Genomic DNA, 24779 nt, shown 5'->3' with positions numbered 1-24779 from the left:
TTATGAAGTACTCAGCAGTTACTTTTACCTCCTCTAACATGGAGGAATGGCAAAAGGATTTGCTCGTTGCTGAATTAGCAAACCTTGGTTTTGATACCTTTGAGGATCAGGACCAAGGTTTTGTAGCTTATGTTCCAACAGCTAATTTGGATATTCAGGCATTGGAGACGGTATTGCTCCAGGAGGCAGGTGATTATGACCTGCAGTATGATGTGCAGGAATTGGAACAACAGAATTGGAACCAATTGTGGGAAAGTAATTTCAGCCCAATCACGGTCGATGATCAATGTTATGTGCGGGCTACTTTCCATGAAGACCGTCCGGAATTTCCTTATCAGATCATCATCGATCCTAAAATGTCTTTCGGAACTGGCCATCACCAGACTACGTCCATGATGCTTTCTTTTGTTCTGGAGAACGATTTTGAGGGTAAGCGTGTTTTGGATATGGGCTGTGGTACGGGTATCCTGGCTATTCTCGCTTCCAAACGTGGCGCAAAAGAACTTATAGCGGTGGATTATGATCCGATCTGTGTGGAAAGCGTCAAGGAAAACAAGGAATTGAACGGCACCTATAATATTGAAGAAAAGTTAGGTTCGAAGGAAGTGATCGAAGGTTTGAAATTTGATACGATCCTGGCGAACATCAATAGGAATATCTTATTGGATCAGATGGAGGTTTATGCCAATGATCTGGATGCTGAAGGAGAATTATACCTTTCTGGATTCTATGATGGTGAGGATTTATCGATCTTGACGGAAAAGGCAGGTGCGGTAGGTTTCGAATTTAAGGAGAAAAAAGTGCTGGATAACTGGTGTTCGGCCAAATTTATTAAATCGTAGTCCATGCGAATTCATTTTATTGCCATAGGCGGTAGCATCATGCACAATTTGGCTATTAATTTAGCTGAACAGGGGCATCAGGTGAGTGGTTCCGATGATCAGATCGTGGAGCCATCGAAATCTCATTTGCAGGCAGCTGGTCTTCTTCCAGATGAACTGGGCTGGTTTCCAGACAAACTGGATGAAAGCATTGATGCCGTGATCTTGGGAATGCATGCCGATAAGGATAACCCAGAGTTGAAGAAAGCACAACAATTGGGGGTGAAGATTTATTCCTTCCCAGAATTTGTGTATGAGCAGAGCGTGGATAAAACGCGCGTTGTCATTGCGGGAACCTATGGTAAAACCACGATCACCAGTATGGTGATGCATGTGCTCAAGAAGCTGGGCAAGAAATTCGATTACCTTGTTGGAGCGCAACTGGAAGGTTTTGATGACCTGTTGCAATTGAATCCAGAAAATAACCTGATCATTATTGAAGGGGATGAATATTTTGCCTCTTCCATAGATCGTAAATCCAAGTTTTTGGATTATAAACCCAATATTGCCCTGATCAGCAATGTGGATTGGGAGCATTTCAAAACGGTGATCCCAGAAGATGAATACCTTAAGCAGTTCGAAGACTTTATCCGTAGCATTGTTCCTAAAGGAACATTGATCTATAACAAGGATAACGGACCGACTCGCGAAGTGGTGGAACGCACCATGGATATCAAGATCAACCGGCATGGCTATAAACTACCTGAATATACCATCAACAAGGGGGTGACTTATATACATGTAGGTGAGGAGCAGATTCCATTAAAGGTGTTTGGCAAACATAATTTGTCGAATATCGCCGGAGCATTTACCGTTTGTGAGTGGTTGGGCGTTAAACGGGATGGATTTTATGAAGCCATCCAAGATTTTAAAAGCTCCATTCGTTACCTGGAATTCGTAGCCAGCCAGAACGGTTCTGTGGTTTACCAGGATTTTGCCCATACGCCAAGCAAGCTTCGCTCAAGTATTCATGCCGTTAAAGAACAATTTCCTAACCAAGCGCTTGTAACAATTATAGAGTTAAACGCTTACGATAGTTTAGACGCAAACTTTATTCAGGACTACGCAAACTCGATGAATGAGTCAGATTTCGCTGTAGTATTCGTTAATACTTCTCTTATAAAGGAAAAAAATATCGATGTAGATAAATTAATCTGGAGTTTATCAGAGGCCTTTAATCATCCGTCTTTCCATGTAATTACACAACTTTCTGATTTAGAAGCATTTTTGGAATCTTTTAAATCAAATGGTTACAATTTACTATTTATGAGTTCAAACAATTACAATGGCGTAAATATGACAAGTTTTGCGGATAAATTTTTGAGAAATTTTTAAGATTTTTCCTTTTTTTTTTAAAATATTAATATTGGCATTTTGATTTATAAGTTATTTGTTTAAATTTGATAATTACTTAATAAATAAATATTTTACATTTTACCCATGAATGCATTAGGAAAGAAAATCAGATTACTTAGACACCAGAAGGGGTGGAGTCAAGAGGATGTGGCAAAACGCTTAGACATTTCGATTCCTGCCTTTTCTAAAATCGAGACCGGAATTACGGATGTAAACCTGTCTAGATTGAATCAAATTTCAAAATTGTTCGGTTTATCGCTTGTACAGCTACTATCTACTTCAGATCCTGAAGAAGATAAGCAGATTCAAAACGAGGTCAATGAACTTCAAAAGAGACTTCAGTCTCGCGAAGTAGAGGTTATTGACTTGCAGAAAAAAGTGATTGATCTTTACGAGCAATTGCATAAAAAATAATTAACTGCTATGTTAAAGGAAGAGCCCTGGGTTATGATTTAACCTAGGGCTTTTTGTTTGGGCTAATTTTTCGGTAAACGATTAAATTATCGAATTTTTAAGGATAAAAAAATGCGCATCGGTCGAGATGCGCATTGCTATTGTTTCTGAAGTAAAGTTTGTATTGTCTAACCTAAATATGACTTTAGGATTTTGCTTCTAGAGGTGTGTCTAAGACGTTGTAAAGCTTTATCTTTAATTTGTCTTACCCGTTCTCTAGTCAAGCTGAATTTCTCTCCAATTTCTTCTAAAGACAATTGATGGTTTGAACCCAGTCCGAAGAACAAAACAATAATCTCTCTTTCGCGCTCTGTTAAGGTCGCTAGAGAACGTTTGATTTCTTCTGATAAAGATTCATCGATCAAAGAGCTATCAGTATCCGGATCGCTGTTTTCCAATACATCCAATAGGGTGTTTTCTTCGCCTTGAACAAATGGGGCATCCATCGATACGTGACGTCCAGAATTGCTTAATGTATCAGATACCTTGTCAACAGTTGTTTCAAGGATGTCTGCCAATTCTTCTGGAGATGGTTCACGTTCGTATTCCTGCTCCAATTTTGAGAAGGCCTTGCTAATTTTGCTTAACGAACCTACTTGGTTTAAAGGTAAACGTACGATACGAGACTGCTCTGCGATTGCTTGTAGAATAGATTGACGGATCCACCAAACAGCATAGGAAATAAATTTGAAACCCTTCGTCTCATCGAATCTTTTTGCTGCCTTGATTAGGCCAAGATTTCCCTCATTGATCAAGTCTCCTAAAGTAAGTCCTTGATTTTGGTATTGTTTTGCTACGGAAACAACGAAACGTAGATTGGTTTTTGTTAATTTTTCTAATGCTACTTGATCACCTTCCCGTATCCTTTGTGCTAGGATTACTTCCTCTTCTGCCGAAATTAAGTCTACTTTTCCAATTTCGTGCAAGTATTTATCTAGCGATTGGGACTCACGATTGGTGATGGATTGTGTAATTTTGAGCTGTCTCATCTAAAATATATAAACCTTTCTATTCTGAAATGTTTGCAAACATAACGAATTTTCTGTAATTAATTCTAATATAATTGTAAATTATTAACTCATTATGAGTTAGTTAGAGGAGCTTAGTTGATGTTATACTCTGTACAAAAATCATTCCAAATTGTCGTGATTACGACATAATGCCCGATCATTTTACAATTTTTAACCAATGCGCATCATATTTATTTTAAATCGCATTCTATTATCAAAAACAATTTAAATTCGCGTTTGTTTTAGAGATTATACTTAACATATTAAATACTAGCATTATGGCCATAGTCATTAAATTGGACGAAATTATGACGATCCGGAAAATGTCCTTGAATGAGCTAAGCGAAAAGGTAGGAATTACTTTATCCAACCTTTCCATCATAAAAAACCAAAAATCAAAAGCTATTCGATTGAGTACGTTGGATGCCCTGTGTAAGGCATTGGAATGTACGCCAGGCGATTTGATTAAATATTCTGAATTTTAGGGTCTTCAAAACGATACCCACGAAGGAAATCGGCTATCAACATTCTCTTTTTACCTTCGATCTGAATAGATAGCAAATGGATATAACCGTCATTAGTGGCCACTTTAAGCAAATTCTTCCCATCGGTGACGTATGTTCCCGGAATTAAGTCGTGCGCTTTTATTTCCTTTGATGTCTGGAAAATCTTTAAACCTTTATTGTCCAATTTGGTAAAAGCAGTCGGGTAGGGGCTTAAGCCTCTAATCTTATTATAGATGCTTGCTGTATCTTTATTCCAATCGATCTCACCATCTTCCTTAAAGATTTTCGGGGCATGTTTTACATCCTCAGCAGCCAATAAATCATCCTGTGGAACTGGATTGATATTTCCATCTCGGATGGCATCCACCGTTTTCACGATCAATTGTGCGCCTTTTTCCATCAATTTATCATGAAGGATTCCGGCGTCATCGGTGTCGGCGATTTCCACTTCATCAGCAAAAAGAATATTTCCAGTATCAATTTCATGCTGCAGCAAGAATGTTGTAACGCCTGATTTTTTTTCACCATTAATAACCGCCCAATTGATCGGGGCAGCACCACGATAATTCGGCAATAAAGAAGCATGTACATTCACGGTGCCATGTTTGGGCATATCCCAAACCATTTCTGGAAGCATACGGAAAGCAACGACTACTTGTAGATCAGCTTGATAGCTGCGAAGTGCTGCAATAAATTCAGGGTCTCTTAACTTTACGGGTTGCAAAACCGGGATCTGATGTTCCTTGGCAAACACTTTGACCGCAGATTCGTGCATTTTCTGTCCTCTGCCGGCTGGTTTGTCAGGCACGGTAACAACAGCAACAACATTTTCGCCGGCATCAATTAATGCTTTTAAAGAAGCTACAGCAAACTCTGGGGTACCCATGAAAATTATACGCATATCAATCTATTCTTTTTTTTAACTTTGCGAAGTTACAAATTAAAATTAAGCTTGAATTTTCCATATTTCCTCGCGAAGCGAATTACTTTATCGGGACAACGTACGTTTTCAAAATTGATCGTACGGGTAACCATAGGTGCATTGACCTTAGCGATCATGGCTATCATCATGGCCGTGGCCATTCTTAATGGTTTCAAGCAGGAAATAACCGAAAAGCAGCGTGGATTCTTCGGAGACATCATCATCCTGAAGAACGAACGCAGTGATTCCTATGTCAACACACCCATCTCACTTTCCAACGAGCAGATCAACGTTTTAGAGAAACATCCAAACGTAGTGAATATCTATCCATTTGCTACGAAAGCAGGGATCATGAATGTCAAAGGGGAGGTTGAAGGTGTGCTGCTCAAAGGGATCGATAAGGATTATGATCAGGAATTTCTTTCCAAGACTATTTTGGAAGGAGAGACCATCGACTTCAACGCAGAGGATGCCGAGAGCCAATTGCTGATATCTTCCCTAACTGCCAATCGATTACATCTGAAGGTGGGGGATAGTTTCATTATGTACTTCATCCAAGAGCCAGTTCGGAAAAGGAAATTCGTAGTCAAAGGTATCTTTACCACCAATTCCGAAGAATTGGATAAGATCTATGTCATTGGTTCGCTTTCTCTGATCAGGAGGTTAAATAATCTGGGCGAAAAGGAGGTTGGAGGCTATGAGGTCCGTGTCAAGGATTTCTCACAATTGGCTTTAACCACAGAAAGCTTGAATGAGGAACTGCCTATTGAATTATATGCCACGAATGTGATCGAGCAGATGCCGGATATCTTCAATTGGTTGAATATGCTTGACATGAACGATAATATCATCTTTGTATTGATGGTTATCGTGGCAGTGATCAACATGATCTCCGCTTTATTGATCAGTATTCTGGAACGATCATCCATGATCGGCATACTGAAAGCGTTGGGCATGCAGAATGGTAAGATTCGAACTATTTTTCTCTATAATTCCCTTTACCTGATCGGTTTTGGATTGATCCTAGGTAATGTGCTGGCCATCATTATTTACTTTTTTCAGAAGCATACCCAATTCTTCAAATTAGATCCTAGTATCTATTATGTGTCTTTCGTGCCGATGGATATATCTTGGCTTACAGTAGTTTGGCTAAATTTAGCTTTAGTTTCCATAGCCTTATTGACACTATTTATCCCTTCGATGTTGATTTCTCGGATATCACCAATTAAGACCATTCAGTTTAAATAATAACACGATTCAGTTTAATTAATCAACTACAAAAGCGGAATTCCCGTCGGGGAAACCGTATTTTTTCCGTATATTTCCCTTGCTAAAACAATTTTAATTTTAATATGTCTTTTATCCTTTAGCAATATTCTATGGACAATAAAATATTCGATCATCTTATTCATGCTTTTGAGGCACCACTGACCAATCCGGTACTCATTTTTTCCCTCGTCCTTTTCATTATCCTGCTATCACCCATTCTTCTAAGACCGATCAAAGTTCCGGGAATTATTGGGTTGATCATCTCCGGGATGATCATAGGGCCACATGGGTTAAATTGGTTGGAAAAGAATTCAGCTGTTGATTTGTTTTCTACCATCGGTTTACTGTATATCATGTTTATCGCTGGTTTAGAGTTAGATATGAATGAATTTAAGAAAACCAAACATAAGAGTTTTATGTTCGGCTTTTTCACGTTCATTATCCCGATATCCATTGGATTTCCGGTCTGTTATTATTTGTTGGATTATAGCTTATTGACCAGTATCCTGATTGCCAGCATGTTTGCTACCCATACCTTGGTTTCCTATCCGATCGTAAATCGTTACGGTATTTCAAAGAATGAAGCCGTTGCGATCACCATTGGTGGTACCATCCTGACAGATACGGCGGTACTTATCATTTTAGCTATTATAAAAGGTGCCTCCGATGGAGAGATCACCAATGAATTCTGGGTAACCTTAGGCGTATCCTTTGCCATCTTCCTGTTCATCATGTTTGGTATCATTCCGAAAATTGCCAAATGGTTCTTTGAGAAGGTAGAGAGTGAGAAAACTGGGCATTATATCTTTGTGCTTACCGTTGTTTTCTTCGCAGCTTTTTTGGCGGAAATGGCGAACTTAGAGCCTATCATTGGGGCCTTTGTGGCGGGATTGGCACTGAATAAATTGATCCCACATTCTTCGGCATTAATGAACCGAATTGAATTTATAGGAAACGCGATATTCATCCCCTTCTTCCTGATTTCTGTCGGGATGATTGTGGATATCAGCATCTTCACCAGTAAGGCCGGATGGACAGTGTTCTATGTGGCCGGCGCATTGACCTTGGTAGGAATTTCGGGTAAATACTTGGCAGCTACTGCTACGAAATGGGCCTTCAAATATTCCAACAATGAACGGAACCTTATTTTTGGGTTAAGTAATGCCCATGCTGCAGCTACGCTGGCCATTATCATGGTAGGATATAACAACCAGATCATTGATGAGAATGTACTGAATGGTACCATCGTATTGATTTTGGTGAGCTGTATTATAGCCTCAGTCGTAACGGAGAATGCGTCCAAAAAGATCGTATTAGAAGGTAGGCAGCATGTAGAACATGTGGAGCATGTGGAAGAGCATGAAGAACAGATTGTGATCCCGATTGCGAACCTGAACAATATGGAAGCCATCTTGGATTTTGCGACCTTGATCAAATCCAAGAAGTCTCCGCATCCACTGAATATTCTAAGTGTGGTTCCAAATGATGAACAGGCAGAACGAAATGTACAATTGGCGAGGCAGAGCTTGGATAAGATCTCCCGATATGCTGCTGGTTCTGAGACAGAAGTGGATCTGATCACGCAGATCGACTATAATATTGCGAATGGTATTGGCCGTGCCTCTCGAGAAGCATTTGCTGATTGTTTGATTTTGGGTTGGCCGAGTGCGACCAGCTTTGTCGAAAAGATTGTCGGAGAAAAAGCGGAGAGCATCTTGAACCATACCGATACCAACCTGATCATGTGTAGGATCGAGAAGCCTTTCATCACCAATAAGCTGATCACCATCTTTGTGCCGCCATTGGCCGAATCGGAGGTGGGATTCCATTATTGGATGGAGAAGATGAGCAAATTGGCATCTGAGTTGACACTTCCTATCACTTTTATATGCAACGAACGCAGTCGACAGGCGATTCTGAATATGTTGGAGACCTTGAAATCCAGCGTGCCTACGGCATTTGAACTGTATGATGACTGGGATAATATTTATGGTCTGGCCACATTCAGCAATGCGGATTCTTTATTGGTTTTCGTTTCATCGCGCTATGGGGAACTATCTTATCGAGATTCTTTAGATGGTTTGGCAAAACGAGTTGGGAAATACTACAAGAACCAGAACCTTATCCTGATCTTCCCGGCACGCTTGGAAGACCAGCATATCGATGAGTATGAGGATGTACAGGCAGCACCTATTTTCCGCAAGATCAGTCGGGAAATTGGAAATATGTTCGGAAAGGATAAAACATAATTTAAATTTTGTTATTTAAAACTTGGGTTAAATAACATTTTACGATAAATATTCATAAATAATTGGAGAGGATTTACATGAAAGAAATGACAGATAAAATCACGATTGACGGAAGTGGAAAATTGCAGGTACCTCATCAGGTGAGCATCCCATTCATTATCGGGGATGGTATTGGTCCAGATATATGGCGGGCATCTGTTCGTGTTTTTGATGCGGCAGTGGCGAAGTGTTATGGGGGAGAGCGGAAAATAACGTGGAAAGAAGTTTTAGCGGGGGAGAAGGCATTCAACGAAACAGGTGACTGGCTTCCGGAAAAAACGTTGACCGTTTTTAAAGAGTATTTAGTAGGTATTAAAGGACCATTAACCACGCCGATCGGCGGTGGGATTCGTTCGTTGAATGTGGCTTTGCGTAAAGAATTGGATCTGTATGTTTGCCAGCGACCTACTAAATGGTATGTTGGTGTTCCTTCGCCAGTCAAACATCCTGAAAAGGTGGATATGGTGATCTTTCGCGAGAATACGGAAGATATTTATGCGGGTATTGAATTTGCTGCCGGAACTGCGGAAGCAAAACGTATGCAGGATTTTCTGAAAGAGGATCTGAATATTGATTATAACTTTACGAATACTACCGGTGTTGGGATCAAACTGGTGTCGGAGGAAGGATCGAAAAGGTTGATTCGTGCGGCTATTGAGTTTGCCATCCGCGAGAACAGGAAATCTGTTACCTTGGTACACAAGGGTAACATCATGAAGTATACGGAAGGAGCTTTCAAGAACTGGGGCTACGAGGTTGCAGAAACGGAATTTGGGGATCAGACCTATACCTGGAACCAATGGGAAAATACCAAAGCGAATAAGGGTCAGGATGCTGCAAATGCGGAGCAGAAGGAAGCGGAGCAGGCTGGAAAATTGATCCTTAAGGATATTATTGCGGATAATTTTCTGCAACAGATCTTATTGGCACCACAGGATTATGATGTAGTGGCTACTCTGAACCTGAATGGCGATTATATTTCAGATGCTTTAGCAGCGATGGTAGGTGGAATTGGTATTGCACCTGGTGGTAATATAAATTATAAAACCGGTCATGCTATATTTGAGGCTACGCATGGTACAGCTCCACGTTTTGCGGATACCGATACGATGAATCCATGTTCGGTTATTTTGAGTGGAGTGATGATGTTGGACTATATGGGCTGGCATGAAGCGGCAGATGCGATTGTGAATGCGGTAGCCACTACAATACAAGAAAAGACGGTAACAGTTGATTTTTATAATTTGATGTCGGATGCAACGCTACTTAAGACTAGTGAATTCGCCGACAAAATTATCGAGAAATTATAAATTCTTTGGGATATTGTTAGAATAAGCTGAACTTTAGGGTTCAGCTTTTTTTGTGGGGTTGAGGGGGAGAAGATTGGTTATGATTTGAGTGGGAAGGTTTGGATGGTTAGAGTAGGGTTTTTGGAGAAGGTTGGGATGGGTGAGCTAAGATTTTTTAAAAGGTTGAAATACCTAGATTAGGATATTTTGATAGTTGAGTTGGATTAGATTAATTTTTAGGATGAATAAAAATGACTTACCAGGATTTATAAGGAATTCTGAGGTTTTTACAGATGAGGAATTGGAGAGCTTGGTTAATTTGGAGGAAAAACCTACTGAACAGGAGATTGATGCTTTTAAATATGACCCGGAGATCCAGGAATTGTTGAATGCTTTCATTGGGGATGAAACAACGCGTTTAACGCATCAGTTGCTGAAAGCAAAGTCGTTTTTAAGGGAGGGAAAGGTGGCGGAAGCCTGGAAGGTTTGTTTTGTGGATTAGGGGATTGTTGGGTAAGGTTTTTGTTAGCATGGTTGATGGGTTTTTGTCATCCTGAGCGTAGTCGAAGGATCTAAACACTGGTAAATGAACAGATGCTTCGACTTCGCTCAGCATGACATGCTAGACGTCATGATAATTTAATTGGAAGGATATAAAAAAAGATTGCTTCGTACCTCGCAATGACATGGAACCTCGATGATGCGAGCTCGACATGATACAAAAAAATAATAAAACATCACATATCATTAGTAAAACATCACATATCATTAATAAAACCTAATATAGAAAATCACAAAAATGTTCAGCATTAAACAAATTGAAGAAGCACATAGTCGCGTTAGTACAGGTGCAGATTTTCCGCGCTACATTGCAGAAATTAGAAACCTTGGCGTCACTTCTTTTAAATTCAACGTATCCGATGGAAAAGAAATATATTTCGGTGAAAATAGCTACGAAGCCGTTTCCGAACCAAAATATGATCCTATAAAAATCCAATCCGAAGTAAACTTTCCAACCTTTACAAAAGAATTAATTGATCACCAGCAAGGAAAAACAGACTTCCCTCATTTCATCAAAATATGTGCTGAAAATGGCGTTAATAACTGGATTGTCGACCTAGAAAAAATGGTCTGTACTTACTTTGATTCCCACGGAAATAAAATACTCCAAGAACCTTTGGGATAGTATTTTAGTACAAAGTAGTTAGTAGTTAGTAGTTAGACCTAGGGCGTCATAGGTCTAAATACTAACTACTCACTACTAAATACTGTTTTAAAAAAGAGAGGTTGGCTTTTGGCCAACCTCCTCTTTTTTAAAACATGTCCGAATTCATCACTTTCGTCCAAGCTTTTGCGAAATCCTTCACAAATTTCTCTTGAGCATCAGCGCTGGCGTAGACTTCGGCAACGGCACGAAGCTCCGCGTTTGATCCGAACACCAGGTCCGCTCGAGTACCGGTCCATTTTGGATGACCAGTTTTACGATCCGAACCGATATATAATTCCTTATCTTCTGAAGCAGCCTTCCAAGCCGTATTCATATCCAATAGATTGACCAAGAAATCATTGGTTAACTGTCCAGGTCTGTTCGTGAATACCCCATTTTTAGAACCATCAAAGTTCGTGTCCAATGCGCGCATACCGGCAATCAGAACAGTTAATTCAGGTGCTGAAAGGTTTAATAATTGCGCTTTGTCGATCAATAATTCTTCTGTAGATGAAGTATATCGTCTTTTCTTATAGTTGCGGAATCCATCAGCTATCGGCTCTAGGTGTCCAATCGATTCGATGTCTGTCTGCTCTTGCGAAGCATCCATACGACCCGCTTTAAAAGCTACCTCAACAGGCGTTCCAGCATCTTGTGCTGCCTTCTCAATGGCTGCATTTCCTGCAAGAACAATAAGATCTGCTAAGGATACTTTTTTACCAGCTGTCTGTGCTCCATTGAAATCATTTTGGATTTGCGTCAAAACCGATAACACTTTATCCAATTGTTTAGGATTATTCACTTCCCAATCTTTTTGAGGCGCTAAACGGATTCGGGCACCATTAGCACCACCACGTTTATCCGACCCACGGAAAGTAGAGGCAGAAGCCCATGCCGTTGATGCCAGTTCAGAAACAGTTAGACCTGAAGAAAGAATCTTACCCTTTAGATCGGCAGCATCTGCATCAGCGATCAATTCATGATTTACTTCAGGAATTGGATCTTGCCAGATTAATTCTTCTGCAGGAACTTCTGGTCCCAGGTAACGGGAGCGAGGTCCCATATCGCGGTGAGTCAATTTAAACCATGCACGTGCAAAGGCATCAGCAAAAGCATCAGGATTTTCGAAGAAATGTCTGGAGATCTTACCATATTCTGGATCAAAACGTAGGGAAAGATCGGTAGTCAACATGGTTGGCTTCCGTTTCTTGTTACTGTCGAATGGATCTGGAATGGTTTCTTCTGCATCTTTTGCCACCCATTGATGTGCACCGGCAGGACTTTTCGTCAATTCCCATTCGTAATTGAATAGGTTTTCAAAAAAGTTATTGCTCCATTGCGTTGGGGTGGTCGTCCAGATCACTTCCAATCCCGAAGTGATGGCATCGGCTCCAACTCCCGATTTATAACTGCTTTTCCAGCCAAAACCTTGTTCATCCAGTCCTGCTGCTTCAGGTTCTTTTCCTACATTATCTGCAGGTCCAGCGCCGTGTGTTTTTCCAAAGGTATGGCCACCAGCGATCAATGCAACGGTCTCTTCATCGTTCATTGCCATCCTTCCGAAGGTATCGCGAATATCCTTTGCGGCTAAAATAGGGTCTGGGTTTCCATCAGGTCCTTCCGGGTTTACATAGATCAATCCCATTTGTACAGCTGCCAATGGGTTTTCCAGATTCCTGGAATGCACATCTCCATCTGCATCATCATCTGCCGATAATACGCCGTGTTTTTCAGCGACCCCTTCAGAACCATGCGCATAACGCACATCACCGCCTAACCATTTATCTTCCGAACCCCAATATACATCCTGATCAGGTTCAAACGCATCCACACGACCACCAGCAAAACCGAAAGTTTTGAAACCCATAGATTCCAAGGCGACATTTCCGGTCAATACCATTAAATCTGCCCAGGAAATCTTACGACCATATTTTTGTTTGATCGGCCACAATAAGCGGCGTGCCTTATCCAAACTCACATTATCTGGCCAGCTATTTAAAGGAGCAAAACGTTGCTGTCCGGTACCTGCACCACCACGACCATCACCTACACGGTAAGTACCTGCGGAGTGCCAGGCCATACGGATAAATAGACCACCATAGTGTCCAAAATCTGCCGGCCACCAATCCTGAGAATCGGTCATTAAAGCGTGCAGATCTTGTTTTACTGCGGCTAAATCTAAGGAGTTAAATTCGGCTGCGTAGTCAAAACCATCATCCATTGGATTGGATAGGTTGGAATGCTGGCGTAGTAAACTTACTTTAAGGTGTTTTGGCCACCAATCGTGGTTGGTAGTTCCTCCACCTGCTACTGTCATTTTCTGGTTCAAAGTGCCGTTGTGGAATGGGCATTTGCTAATGTCGTTTGATCCGTTTTCCATATCTTTTTTTAGAATTAATTCATACCAAGGGAATCCGTTGGTATCTGTTGTTTTTTTATTATCTCACATTTATAATTGGCAGTACATGTTGTAACTTTCTCTTATAAATTTAGTTAAAGTTAGATAAATAAAATCTAATTAATATTTAAAACATGATAGATTTTCTCTATGAGTTATTAAAAAAAATAATCCCGAAAATTGCTGCTTTTTCGGGATTGACAATTTAAAAACTCATGTAATTCGAACGCTAATCGAAATATTTAATTTCTTTTTGTTGCCACAAATTAAGTGAATTAATAGGTTTATTGGAAGTAAGAGGGGGTGGACAAAAGGTGGACAAATAAACAAAATCGGGCTAAATTGGTTGTTAGAACAGAAAATAGATGTATAATTTTTAAAGATAAAGACATATGCCGTGGAACCCTGAAATTTATAACCAATTTAAAGATATCCGATATCAACCTTTTTTTGATTTGATGGACCTGATCGAGGAGCGGACGGAAATGCAGGCTGTTGACCTGGGATGTGGAACAGGGGAGCAGACAGCAATGTTGGCGGAACGTTTTCAGCAATCCACATTTCTGGGGATTGATTCTTCAGTGGAAATGTTGCGGGGAGCAGAAGAGCATCAAACCGAACGATTATATTATAAGGTAGAAACTTTCGAGGAGTTTATTAATAGATTGTCGCGATGGGATTTGATTTTTAGTAATGCGGCATTGCAATGGTCGGGTGATCATCATACCTTATTTCCGGATCTGATCAAGAAATTAAATCCTGGAGGGCAGTTGGCTGTTCAGATGCCTTGCCAAACTGAAAATGAACTGAACCAGATTTTATTTGAACTGGCGAACGAGGAACCTTATCGGGATCAGTTAAATGGTTGGAATAGGTCATCGCCGGTTTTGAGCATGGAAGAATATACGGAAATGTTTATTGCGGAGGGTATGGTGAATTTGAAGATCTCGAAAAGGATTTATCCTATTGTGGCCGAGGATACGGAAACCTTATTTCATTTTATTTCGGGTTCGGCTTTGATACCTTATATGGAAAGACTTTCGGAGGAACAACAAATTGAGTTTAATGGTGAGTTTAAGAGAAGGATAGGGGAAAGGTTTGAGAAAAGACCAGTTGTTTATCCTTTCAGGAGGTTGTTGTTGTATGGGGTAAAGGCTTAGTTTTTTTGATTACGCGTCATTGCGAGGAGGTTTCCTCGTCATTGCGAGGAGGTACGACGAAGCAATCTTTGGACCTTGTCATCCTGAGCAGCGTCGAAGGATCTATACGGGTATCATGTGTAGATGCTTCGACTTCGCTCAGCATGACATGGGTGAAGATTGCTTCGTTCCTCGCAATGACGCGGCTAAAAGATTGCTTCGTTCCTCGCAATGAACTGTGTATATATCCAAATAATAAATTAAATTTTCTCCAAATAATATTCTGATTAGGCCGCTTTTGCGATGTAGCCCTTTCCAGATTTTGCGATGGCGAATGCCTGTTTGATCAGTTTGTTCACCACTGCTATGATTGCGACCTTGTAGGGTTTTCCCTTTTCCATCAACCTCCCATAAAGCCCGCTGCAGGCGGTGTTGCTCCTGATGGCGGATATTGCCGCCATGTACAGCACCTTTCTGACCTGGCCCATCCCCATCTTGCAGATATGTCCCTTTCCCCTTACACTGCTGCCGGACTCGAATATCCTGGGCGCCAGTCCGAAATAGGATATCAGCTGCCTGTGCCCCTCGAACCGACTGAAACCGTCCGTCAGGATGATAAGCAGTGCTGCGCTGCGTGGCCCTATTCCGGGTATGCTCCGCAGGTTCGCATTGAGTTCCCCGTAATTCTCCATGATGATCTGCTGGACCTGCCTTTCATGTTCATTGATGTCCTGATCATAACGTTTGATCCCTTCCTCTATGGTCTTCCTGAGCGTGGGTTCCAGTGTTCCCGCATGTTCATATGCATGGAGCCTGTTCGTTAGCATGGTCCTGCATTCCTTCTGTCCCTTGATATAGCCTTCCAGGTTCCTGATCCTCAGCACATGTTCCTCCGGCAGCCTCCATTGGGCAGGTTCCGTCATGCTGGTGAACTTGGCGATGAGCTGGGCATCCTTCCTGTCGGTCTTGGTCCTGGCCAGGGTCATCTGGGAAAAACGCCTGATGACAAGGGGGTTGATGACCGAGACCCGTTCATCCCTCTCCCAGAGGAACTTTGCCAGCCGGAAGTAATAGGGACCGGTGGCCTCCATCGCTATATGGCTGCCGTGCATGTGGCCCAGGGCCTCCACAAAACCCGCTTCGTCGTTACTGAAACGACCCTTAAAAACCTCTTTCTGTCCCGATTGGACAGAAATGTCAAAATAATCCTTTGAACAATCAATACCTGTTACCATCTTTGTATACCATTTTTGTGGATTACAGCAGCTCTTATCATAACTTATCAATCGTAAAAACAGGCTCCGGGCCTAATGAACTGTCCAAGTTTATGATAGGAATAAGAGAGGGGGATTAACATTGCGAAGGGTCTCTCAAGGACCAATGACGATTAAAAATCTTACTCCCTCTCTCGCTGTATCCTAAATGAAATACAAAATTATATTCTGTTTCTTTAATTCCTATAACTTCCCTACAAACTTACGATGACAAGGGCTCGCAATGACGCGGTTTCCTTCGTAATCCAATCATAGTTTATGCATATTGCAAGCAATGTGCAAGTGCCTAAAGTCACTTACACCTCACTTACATGTCACTTAAACCTCACTTGCAACATGGAGGTAACCGGTACCTAATCCGTAAAAATCCCCGCTCTTTTTTTTGAAGAATTTGCTATAAAATTTAAATTGTTAATCTTATTTATCAATTCATTATCTTATATTTAAGGGACTAATCAAATCTTTTATATTACCAATCATGCTCCAAACTAACAATTAAACTATATCATCTTATAATAGGTTCATCATGATAAAACTAGCCAAAGAATTGAGTTTTCTGATTTGCATTTTATTTTTCATCGCATGTGGAAATCCAGGTAATAAATCAAATAAAGATTCAGATAATAAACTATCAATACAAAATGAAAAAAAAGTGGATAGTATTTATATCAAATTTGAGCCTAATGTCAATCATATATTAGACATTTTATCCATAAAATCTAATCAAATAAATGTAAAGCCTGACAGTAATTTTAGTGCTTATTATTTTGATCAATATTCCAGCCTAGTCTATTTCCCAACTCCTACTGAATTAATCTATCCCATAAAACCAGGCGATAGCCTTATTATATCGAGCAAGAATAAATATCCATATATTAAGGTTCTCAATAATAATACATTCTCCGAACGAGAATTAAATTTCGTTGCAGAGTTATCGTTCAAAGGAATTAATATTTTTGAATACTTCCTTAATAGGAAGGGATCTGCGAAAGAAGTTTATGAGTCAACTTTAAATTATACGGATAATTTACTGCAAAAAGGTGAGATCAAGAAATCCTATGCAAACTGGCTTAAGAAGGAAGCATACTATTCCTTTCTTAAACTTACCCAAACCAAAGGGATAGATACAGACCCTGTTGATTTGAAAGAAAAGATCAATATAGACAGCAATCTTTCAATTCATTATTACCAAAGCTTATTGTGGAAACATATGGCTAATCTTTTGGGTAAAGACTATACTATGGAAAGGATCATCGTGGTGGCTGATTCCAATTTTACAGGAAGTAGTAAGGACTATGTACTGTATAATTTTTCAAGAGAATATCTTTCTTCCATTAATTCAGATCAAGCAAAAACTTCACTAACTAAATTGAAGGACAAATTTAAGGACAAGGAATACCTTACTTTGCTAGAAACAAAATATTCAGCCACTTTTGATGCAGATATGAATATTGTTGATCAATTATTAATGCCTGATGGCACTACAATTAGTTTTGATCAAATGCTTTCGAAGTACAAAGGAAAGAAGGTCTATTTGGATGTTTGGGCGAGTTGGTGTTCACCTTGTCGGGCAGAATTTCCAAACAGCAGGATGTTAAAGAAAAGTTCAGTTGCTTCAAATGTGGTTTTCGTTTATATTTCCACCGATAAAGTTCAGAATGATTGGTTGAAAGCGAATAAAGAAGAAGAATTAGGAGTCTCAGATAGTTATTTATTAACTAATCCAAGCAAATCTAATTTTATGAAGAAATATGAAATTAATGCTATACCTAGGTATTTTATTTTTGCTGAAAATGGAAGTATCATTAGTCCGAATGCACCACGACCGGGGTCGGAGGAAATTAAAAACTTATTAAAACTGTAAAATACCAAACCATAGATGACTAAAATCCAAATTTTCTTTGCTTGTATATTATTCTTCCTTTTAAGTTGTAGCCAGAAAAATGAAAACCAAACAGAACCGATAAATATAGTTGCCGGATCATCTAAGATTACAGGAAAAATCATGGCTCCAGATAGCCTTATGGCAGGTGGGGTTAAGGTCAGCATTTCGGTTCTGCATCCCATTACTGGAGATTATTCTACATATGAAATTCCTATAGATTACTCGGGCAGATTCGCGCTTGACTATGATATGGAAACCAGTAGTACAATAATAGGTTTATCTAGTAGTTTACAAACTAATCCAATTTACATTAAAACCTTTATAAATAAACCTACCTATATTGAAATACAATACACTGATAGATCGACAATCCATAAAATAGATCTTACGCCTGCGATGCCTAAATATGATATGATGCAAAGCGAACAATTATTTAGGAAATTGGTTGAAAATAAACCCAATGACCCAAATTGGAAATACCCACATTATTATAATATGAGGATTGATGATTTCTTGGAATCTGTAAAGAAATCATATAATAGGAGGCTAGAGGCGGTATTGGGGAATGATGTTGCGCTTTCAAAAGAGTTTAAAGATTTTCTAAAAAAAGATTTTCGGATGTTTTATTACACTAGTGGCATGTTCGATTATGAAAGTTCCATGAAAATCAACTATTTAAATGCCACAAAGGATACAGTGAATTTGCCTAAAATCCAAAAAATTGATCGATCCTATTTTCGTTTCTTAAAAGATTTTGATCTCAATGATCCGCAGTACTTGCATACCTTTACATTCCCCGAACTTCAACATCATATACTCCAGAATGAGGTATTAGGCCTTCCACCAATAGGTGATAGCGATATTCCATCCTGGTTAAAAAAGGTAAAAGGACTTTTGGCCGAGCAGGTTGGGTTTAAGGATGGACCGTATTATGATATTCTGGCAGCGAATGCCTATGGTCTACAGCTTAATGAGGAAGTAAAACCATTAAACTCTAAACAGCAGGAGGCAATAAAGAACTATTGGGGAAAGGGTGAAATTGCTAAAATACTGTCCCGAAAAAATGAGAAGGTAATCGAAGAGGATAGCAAGAAATCGCCCTTGGTCGTACATGATATTGCTCATGTTGCTAAGGAAAAGTTGATGGACACTATTCTTGCAAAATATCCAGGTAAAGTGGTGTTTATAGACTTTTGGGCTACCTGGTGCGGCCCTTGTTTGGGCGCTATGAAGCAGTTTAAATCCATAAAAGGGGATTTTCAGGGTAAGGATGTTGTTTTTGTTTATTTAACAAATGGATCTTCGCCAAAAAAACGCTGGGAAGAAGTAATTAAAGGTATTGGAAGCGAACATTATTACTTAAAGGATGATCAATGGAGTTATTTAATGTCTGAATTCGGATTTGAATATATCCCATCGTATTTATTATATAGTAAGGAAGGGATTTTGGCGAATAAGTTTACTGCATTTCCGGGAAATGAAAAAGTAAAAAACTTGATCGAGGATTTGCTAACAAATAAAGAAGGTAAATAGATAGATAAATATTTAGATAAATAGAGTGATTATAATAAGATAAATTGTAGTTTGCTGTCGCTGTAAACAAAAACAGCATTAAAAGATCAAAATTATGAAAGCATACAAAGTAGAAACTTTAATTTATTACTCAAAATTAACTCTTGATTCGGAACATATTGCGAAGAAATCAAAGGATGACATTCAAGAAAAATTAGACGAATATGCAAAAAATGGATTCAAATTAGCCTCCACAAATTCAACTAATTTCGGATTTGCGATTTATATTTATTTGTTTTTTGAAAAAGATGTCTAAACAAAAAATTCTAAATGCTCTTAAAAAATATTCAACTGAATTTGCTCTGATTTTCATAAGTGTGATCCTTGCCTTTGCCCTAACCGAATGGAGTGCAAATCGAGGAGAAAAAGTATCTGAAAATAAAATTTTAGGTGAAATTAAAAACGGAATAAACTCAGATTACAAAGATTTTGAATCAAATTTAAAAATGCACAAAATCAGTAAGGCTGGCGTGGGGGAGTTAAGGAAATGGGTTAACAATCAAGAAATAAATAATGATTCAATTGCTGTTTACTATTTTTTACTCTTCAGGAATTATTCACCAATAATCAACAAAACCGGTTATGAATCACTAAAAGGAACTAACTTAAAAACAATCTCAAATGATTCATTAAGGTTTAAGATAATAAAACTGTACGATTATCATTACAATATTATTGAGCAGTTAGAAAATCATAATGAGGAAATGCAAGATTTTAAAACTTACTTTGCTCCTACAAATGAAATCCTGTCGCCGTATATGAATTTTGATGAGAAAGGCAATTTGAAGGGTTTACAAACTGCAAATTTATCTGCTACACAGAAAAAGGAACTTCTTAGTTATTTATGGAGATTAGAGCTAACGAAAATGTTTAAAATTTTGCGGTACGAACAAGTTTTGAAAGAAATTGAAAGTTTGGACAAATCTTTAGATAAGGAATTAAAAAACGACAGTTAAAAAGTAGTTTGGTATAGTAAGATAATTGATTGTTCTTAAGTCATGTTAAATGAAAAATCATAATTTTCTGTTTTTTTTCGCTTTTATCTTGTCTTCCTGTGTTGGGAATAATCAAAATATGCGGTCTGATGATCGCATTAATCAAAACCAAGTTAAGGATACTGCCGAGATCCCTCAAGGAATAACCAGAAACATAAAACAGGATAGTAAGGGTCGTATTTGGGTGGCTACATTCGATGGAATCTTCCGATTCGATGGAAAATCATTTTCTAAAATCACGGATAAAATAAATTCAGTTCGATTTTTCTCTGTTTTAGAAGATCGAAAAGGTAACTTTTGGTTTTCTTCTGTTGGGTCGGGAGTTTATTACTATGATGGAGAATCTTTTACAAATTATACAAGTAAAGACGGGCTAGCCAACAATAGGGTCACAGAAATCTATGAAGATAGAAAGGGTAATATTTGGTTCAGTACTGAACAGGGAGCAAGTCGCTTTGATGGAAAATCATTTCTGAATTTTACAACAGAAAATGGATTGCCAGCCAATTATGTCCATTGGATCTTGGAGGATCAATCCGGAAAATTTTGGTTTGGAACGCAGGAAGGGGTTTCTATTTATGATGGAAAATCATTTTCCAATTTAACCCAGAATAATCGTGGGTTTTACAATGTTAGGGGCATGATAGAAGATGCTAGCGGTAATATCTGGATAGGAGGGAATGATGGTCTTTGGAAATACGATGGAAGAAACTTTACCAAATTTTCAGATAGTTTTGTAGGCTATATTTATGAAGATAAAGAAGGGAATATTTGGACAAGTTCAAAGGATGATAAAACAAGTGAATTTTCGAATGGTCTACAAAAGAATGGCAATCAAGAGAGTTGGGTTTTGTCGCGATATAATAAAAGTTCTTTGTCCAATCCTAATTTACTTCCGGAGCTATTCAAAACCCATGAAGGAATGATTTTTGGGATACTTGAAGCAAATGATGGAATAATTTGGTATGGAACTTTAAATGGGATAGGAAGGTGGTCTGAGGATTAAATACTGATTATATGTAATAATCGTCATTTTTAGAACGAATTTATCTTCGTTTTTTTAATATCCTAAATTTATGAAAAGCCTATTTGTATTAATAATTTCCAGTTTTTTGCTTTCTTCCTTATCAGCACAGACCCTTAAGGATTGCTCTTCTTGTGCCACAAAACTAATCCAAATTGAACAAATTAAGGACTTGAGTATTGATGAATTACGGTTTTTAGCAAATGATTTATTTGCTAGAAGAGGTTATAAATTTTCGGATTCTAATATTGATAGCTATTATTCAGAAAAAAGCTGGTATAAACCTGTTGCCAACAACAATAAAATAATTTTTAACACGGTAGAAAAGCAGAACATTAAAATATTGCAGGACAAGACTACTGAACTGAAAGCTGAAAGGGATAAATTGATTAATGAACTAAAGGTCTTTAAAGCAGCATTACAATCGAACAATAAATCAGATCTGCAAAGGAAATATAATTTTGAAACCAATGATATAGAAAATAGGAAGGATATTGCCTATTTAGAAAAAACTTTGGAGCAAGTGAACTTGGATGATATCAATTGGTCAAAACATAAAGGAATATACGAAGTTACTGTGGATAATGGTGATTATGTAATGAATTATGAAATAAGCATCGATAGGGAAAAGGTTAATATCAAGTACGCTAATCAAGGGGGTTCAGAATATAGCGAGTTAGTTTATCCTAACTATATGATCACAGAATATACCTATTTATGGAAGTTTGAATGGAAAAATGGACGATTAAGGTTTGTTGATTTCATTGTCGCTGGGTAATATATGTGAAGATTGCTTCGTTGTGTCTCCTTTCAATGACGCCACGTCCATGCAGGGAAGAGCATACCTCCCTACAAAGGCGCAATGTACTAGTAAAGGACTGGCTCGAGGTATGCAAAGGATGTGTAATTATCATAATAATTTTCTTAATACATTATTAGTCAATGAATAATAATAATTAAATTTGTTTATGATAAAAAGGGGCGAATAATGGAAACTTTGGTTTTCAAACCCACTATTGAACAATGTGTAAGTTTTAGGAGGGTTAACAGGAGGCACAGTAGAGAAATGACAATAACTGAAGCACCGTCATCAAGTTGTAATGCTTCGTGTGTTAATGGCAATGGAGTTTCAATAACTTATTGTAAAAGGACATGTAGCCGAATAGATAATTAAGAACGTAGGTGTTCGGGAACCAAGCCTGTTTAAAAGAAGTGTTGCGCTGCTTAAAACTAATTTATTAAAGTATTATCATTCTTTCAATGATAGAATGATAATACTCTTAACCATACAAATCTTTATGAAGCTAATTATTTTATTTTTATTTGTTTTTTGCCTACAGGTTACCCATGGTCAACAGGTTAAACCTTACCATATTCAAGGTCATATAAAAAACCTTGATAACAATATGGTTTATTTGATAGATTTAGGAGCATTTTATTTTCTGAAGGAGAAGGATTTGGTTTTGGACTCATGTATGTCCAAGAATGGTTATTTTGAATTTAAGGGAAATATTTCAGAAAATAAGCAATGTGCAATTGAAGTTCCTGCGGTAACGAATCAATACTTAGTTTTTATTCTTGAAAAAGGGCATATTTCGATTACAGGTGAATTAACCAGTTTATATAGAGGAAAAGTGGATGGAATAGAAAATAGCATCTTTAAGCAGAGTGGTGAGATTAGTCGTCATTATGTTCCACTTATAAATAACTTGGCTGATAGTCTGTTGAAATATAAGGATGTAGGAAATAAATCTAATGATTTCAGATTAAGATACGATTCACTTATCTCATCAATGAATTACGAAAGGGAGAAATTTATTAAAAAAAATCCAAATGCCTTTGTTTCATTATTATTAATCAATGAAATGTTTCTAAGAAATTTTAGTTTGAATTATATAAGAGATCATTTTAATGTTTTGTCCAATACATTAAAATCGAGCCCAAGTGGAATGATTGTACAAAAAAGATTATTAGGAATTAATATAAAAAAAAATATTTTGGAGGAATTTTCCGGTACAGATATTAATGGTCACATAATTAATTCTGATAAATATAAAGGTAAAGTTACAATTATAGACTTCTGGGCTAGTTGGTGTCTACCATGTATTGAAAAGTTGCCAGTTTTACATAATTTAAATGAAAAATACGGAGATCGCATTAATATTCTCTCAATTTCCTTGGATCGAAATATAAACTCATGGAAAAAAGCAGTAGAACATCATAACATCACATGGGATAATTTCTGCGATGGTTTTGCAGGAAGAAATCCTTTGGTAATACAATTAAATATCAAAGCTATTCCACGAATAATTGTTATAAATAAAGATGGACTCCTTATATATGACAGTGAAAGGAATGATATTGAAGTAGATGAATTTATGGAAACAATCATGGAGATTTAAAAAAGTAATTGAGCATAGTTACTTAGACAAATATTACAAACGAAAAAATATGCTTTATCTATCCGCCCACCCTCATCCTGACTATATTATTTGGCAATTGGAAATCCAATTGAGAAATCTTTATTCACTTGAATTAATTTATCAGTGCTACAAGTAATGACGGAGATGTGCCTTTATATGACGAGGTTTTGGCATGATAATTTTCTTAATGCATTTTTAGGCAATGAATATTATTTGTTAAATTTGGGTATAATCAAAAAGGAGGGAATAATGGGAACTACAGTATCAAACCCACCATTGACCAATGTACAAGTTGAACTTCTCAAATTGTTTTCTGTGGATTTACCAGAAGAACAACTGATCGAACTTAAACGTGTAATGGCGAAATTTCTTCTGGATCATGCACGGGACAGAGCGGATGAAATTTGGGATGAGAAAGGGTATAGTGACGAAAAGCTTGATAATTTATTAAAATAAAGAATAATTTGATGTCTAATCTCAAAGTTATTTTAGATACAAATGTCATATTGAGGTCGATCTCTCGGAGGTCGACCTTTTCAGTTCTTTTAGATAAAATTTACAACGGTGATTTTGAAGTTTATGTTACTAATGATATTTTGTTAGAATATGAAGAGAAGATTTCAGATATATTTTCAAAAGAAACTGCGGAACTTGTGTTGGGTGCATTAACCCTGCTGCCCAATGTTAAGAAAGTTGAAGTTCATTTTCAATTGGGACTGATCCGTTCTGATTCAGATGATAATAAATTTGTCGATTGTGCCTTTGCAGCTAATTCGCATTATCTTGTTTCTAATGATCGACACTTTGATGCTTTGAAGCAAGTAGATTTTCCAATCATTAATGTTATCTCTTTGGAAAAATTTATTGATTTGATTTCTTAGAGTAGGT

General features: G+C 38.0%; 23 protein-coding genes. 19 read left to right on the top strand and 4 right to left on the bottom strand.

Annotated features, from left to right (window positions below):
- Positions 1–2: 2 nt before the first annotated feature.
- The 3 genes from prmA (at position 3) to E3D81_RS04900 (ending at position 2651) form a co-directional block, all read left to right on the top strand.
- On the top strand, positions 3–842 hold the full coding sequence (gene prmA / locus E3D81_RS04910) for a 50S ribosomal protein L11 methyltransferase (protein WP_134776635.1): 840 nt from the start codon (positions 3–5) through the stop codon (positions 840–842).
- 3 nt (positions 843–845) lie between these two features.
- Positions 846–2216: a UDP-N-acetylmuramate--L-alanine ligase gene (locus tag E3D81_RS04905; RefSeq protein WP_099367168.1), complete on the top strand. Its 1371-nt coding sequence runs from the start codon at positions 846–848 to the stop codon at positions 2214–2216.
- 105 nt (positions 2217–2321) lie between these two features.
- Positions 2322–2651, top strand: a complete 330-nt coding sequence (locus tag E3D81_RS04900; protein ID WP_099367167.1) for a helix-turn-helix domain-containing protein — start codon at positions 2322–2324, stop codon at positions 2649–2651.
- Positions 2652–2818: 167 nt separating this feature from the next.
- On the opposite strand, the gene E3D81_RS04895 is transcribed toward E3D81_RS04900, so the two are convergent.
- Complete coding sequence (locus E3D81_RS04895; RefSeq protein ID WP_093096797.1) at positions 2819–3679, bottom strand: RNA polymerase sigma factor RpoD/SigA; 861 nt, start codon at positions 3677–3679, stop codon at positions 2819–2821.
- A gap of 299 nt (positions 3680–3978) precedes the next feature.
- Between E3D81_RS04895 and E3D81_RS04890 the strand changes: the two genes are divergently transcribed.
- Positions 3979–4185 (top strand): helix-turn-helix domain-containing protein, encoded by a 207-nt coding sequence (locus tag E3D81_RS04890; protein ID WP_099367166.1) that lies wholly within the window; start codon positions 3979–3981, stop codon positions 4183–4185.
- Here the strand turns inward: E3D81_RS04890 and fmt are convergent.
- Positions 4166–5107 (bottom strand): methionyl-tRNA formyltransferase, encoded by a 942-nt coding sequence (gene fmt, locus E3D81_RS04885; RefSeq protein ID WP_134776634.1) that lies wholly within the window; start codon positions 5105–5107, stop codon positions 4166–4168. The genes E3D81_RS04890 and fmt overlap by 20 nt on opposite strands.
- A 51-nt stretch (positions 5108–5158) precedes the next feature.
- Between fmt and E3D81_RS04880 the strand changes: the two genes are divergently transcribed.
- The 5 genes from E3D81_RS04880 (at position 5159) to E3D81_RS04860 (ending at position 11160) form a co-directional block, all read left to right on the top strand.
- Positions 5159–6376 (top strand): ABC transporter permease, encoded by a 1218-nt coding sequence (locus E3D81_RS04880; protein ID WP_134776633.1) that lies wholly within the window; start codon positions 5159–5161, stop codon positions 6374–6376.
- Between the two features lie 131 nt (positions 6377–6507).
- Entirely contained in the window at positions 6508–8646 is a 2139-nt protein-coding gene (locus E3D81_RS04875; protein ID WP_134776632.1) for a cation:proton antiporter, read from the top strand.
- A gap of 77 nt (positions 8647–8723) precedes the next feature.
- On the top strand, positions 8724–9995 hold the full coding sequence (gene icd / locus E3D81_RS04870) for an NADP-dependent isocitrate dehydrogenase (protein ID WP_134776631.1): 1272 nt from the start codon (positions 8724–8726) through the stop codon (positions 9993–9995).
- Between the two features lie 220 nt (positions 9996–10215).
- Positions 10216–10476, top strand: coding sequence for a hypothetical protein (locus E3D81_RS04865; protein ID WP_099367161.1), 261 nt, complete (start codon positions 10216–10218; stop codon positions 10474–10476).
- A 297-nt stretch (positions 10477–10773) separates the two neighbouring features.
- The gene (locus E3D81_RS04860) at positions 10774–11160 is read left to right on the top strand and encodes a DUF1398 domain-containing protein (protein ID WP_134776630.1); all 387 of its coding nucleotides are present in this window, start codon (positions 10774–10776) and stop codon (positions 11158–11160) included.
- Positions 11161–11287: 127 nt separating this feature from the next.
- Here the strand turns inward: E3D81_RS04860 and katG are convergent, their stop codons facing one another.
- Positions 11288–13561 carry a catalase/peroxidase HPI gene (katG, locus tag E3D81_RS04855; RefSeq protein WP_134776629.1) on the bottom strand — a complete coding sequence of 758 codons (2274 nt, stop codon included), beginning with the start codon at positions 13559–13561 and terminating at the stop codon, positions 11288–11290.
- Between the two features lie 410 nt (positions 13562–13971).
- Between katG and E3D81_RS04850 the strand changes: the two genes are divergently transcribed.
- A complete protein-coding gene (locus E3D81_RS04850) occupies positions 13972–14739 on the top strand; it encodes a methyltransferase domain-containing protein (protein ID WP_134776628.1) in 768 nt (255 codons plus the stop codon).
- A gap of 266 nt (positions 14740–15005) precedes the next feature.
- On the opposite strand, the gene E3D81_RS04845 is transcribed toward E3D81_RS04850, so the two are convergent.
- Complete coding sequence (locus E3D81_RS04845) at positions 15006–15953, bottom strand: IS110 family transposase (protein WP_134776418.1); 948 nt, start codon at positions 15951–15953, stop codon at positions 15006–15008.
- A 565-nt stretch (positions 15954–16518) separates the two neighbouring features.
- Between E3D81_RS04845 and E3D81_RS04840 the strand changes: the two genes are divergently transcribed.
- The 9 genes from E3D81_RS04840 (at position 16519) to E3D81_RS04800 (ending at position 24772) form a co-directional block, all read left to right on the top strand.
- Positions 16519–17856, top strand: a complete 1338-nt coding sequence (locus E3D81_RS04840) for a TlpA family protein disulfide reductase (RefSeq protein ID WP_134776627.1) — start codon at positions 16519–16521, stop codon at positions 17854–17856.
- A gap of 15 nt (positions 17857–17871) precedes the next feature.
- The gene (locus E3D81_RS04835; RefSeq protein WP_134776626.1) at positions 17872–19410 is read left to right on the top strand and encodes a TlpA family protein disulfide reductase; all 1539 of its coding nucleotides are present in this window, start codon (positions 17872–17874) and stop codon (positions 19408–19410) included.
- A gap of 94 nt (positions 19411–19504) precedes the next feature.
- Positions 19505–19705 carry a DUF4177 domain-containing protein gene (locus tag E3D81_RS04830; protein ID WP_134776625.1) on the top strand — a complete coding sequence of 67 codons (201 nt, stop codon included), beginning with the start codon at positions 19505–19507 and terminating at the stop codon, positions 19703–19705.
- The gene (locus tag E3D81_RS04825; protein ID WP_134776624.1) at positions 19698–20405 is read left to right on the top strand and encodes a hypothetical protein; all 708 of its coding nucleotides are present in this window, start codon (positions 19698–19700) and stop codon (positions 20403–20405) included. The genes E3D81_RS04830 and E3D81_RS04825 overlap by 8 nt, the downstream gene beginning before the upstream one ends.
- A 49-nt stretch (positions 20406–20454) precedes the next feature.
- Positions 20455–21450, top strand: a complete 996-nt coding sequence (locus E3D81_RS04820; protein ID WP_134776623.1) for a two-component regulator propeller domain-containing protein — start codon at positions 20455–20457, stop codon at positions 21448–21450.
- Between the two features lie 70 nt (positions 21451–21520).
- Positions 21521–22246 carry a YARHG domain-containing protein gene (locus E3D81_RS04815; protein ID WP_134776622.1) on the top strand — a complete coding sequence of 242 codons (726 nt, stop codon included), beginning with the start codon at positions 21521–21523 and terminating at the stop codon, positions 22244–22246.
- Between the two features lie 520 nt (positions 22247–22766).
- Complete coding sequence (locus tag E3D81_RS04810) at positions 22767–23870, top strand: TlpA disulfide reductase family protein (protein WP_167554234.1); 1104 nt, start codon at positions 22767–22769, stop codon at positions 23868–23870.
- Between the two features lie 270 nt (positions 23871–24140).
- Entirely contained in the window at positions 24141–24347 is a 207-nt protein-coding gene (locus E3D81_RS04805) for a hypothetical protein (RefSeq protein WP_134776620.1), read from the top strand.
- Positions 24348–24358: 11 nt separating this feature from the next.
- The gene (locus tag E3D81_RS04800; protein ID WP_134776619.1) at positions 24359–24772 is read left to right on the top strand and encodes a putative toxin-antitoxin system toxin component, PIN family; all 414 of its coding nucleotides are present in this window, start codon (positions 24359–24361) and stop codon (positions 24770–24772) included.
- The last annotated feature ends 7 nt before the right edge of the window (positions 24773–24779 follow it).

It is taken from the genome of Sphingobacterium sp. CZ-2 (genome assembly GCF_004526235.1).
Lineage (GTDB): Bacteria > Bacteroidota > Bacteroidia > Sphingobacteriales > Sphingobacteriaceae > Sphingobacterium > Sphingobacterium tenebrionis.
Note: the sequence above shows the minus strand (reverse complement) of the source record. Positions and strands in the feature narration are given on the sequence as shown.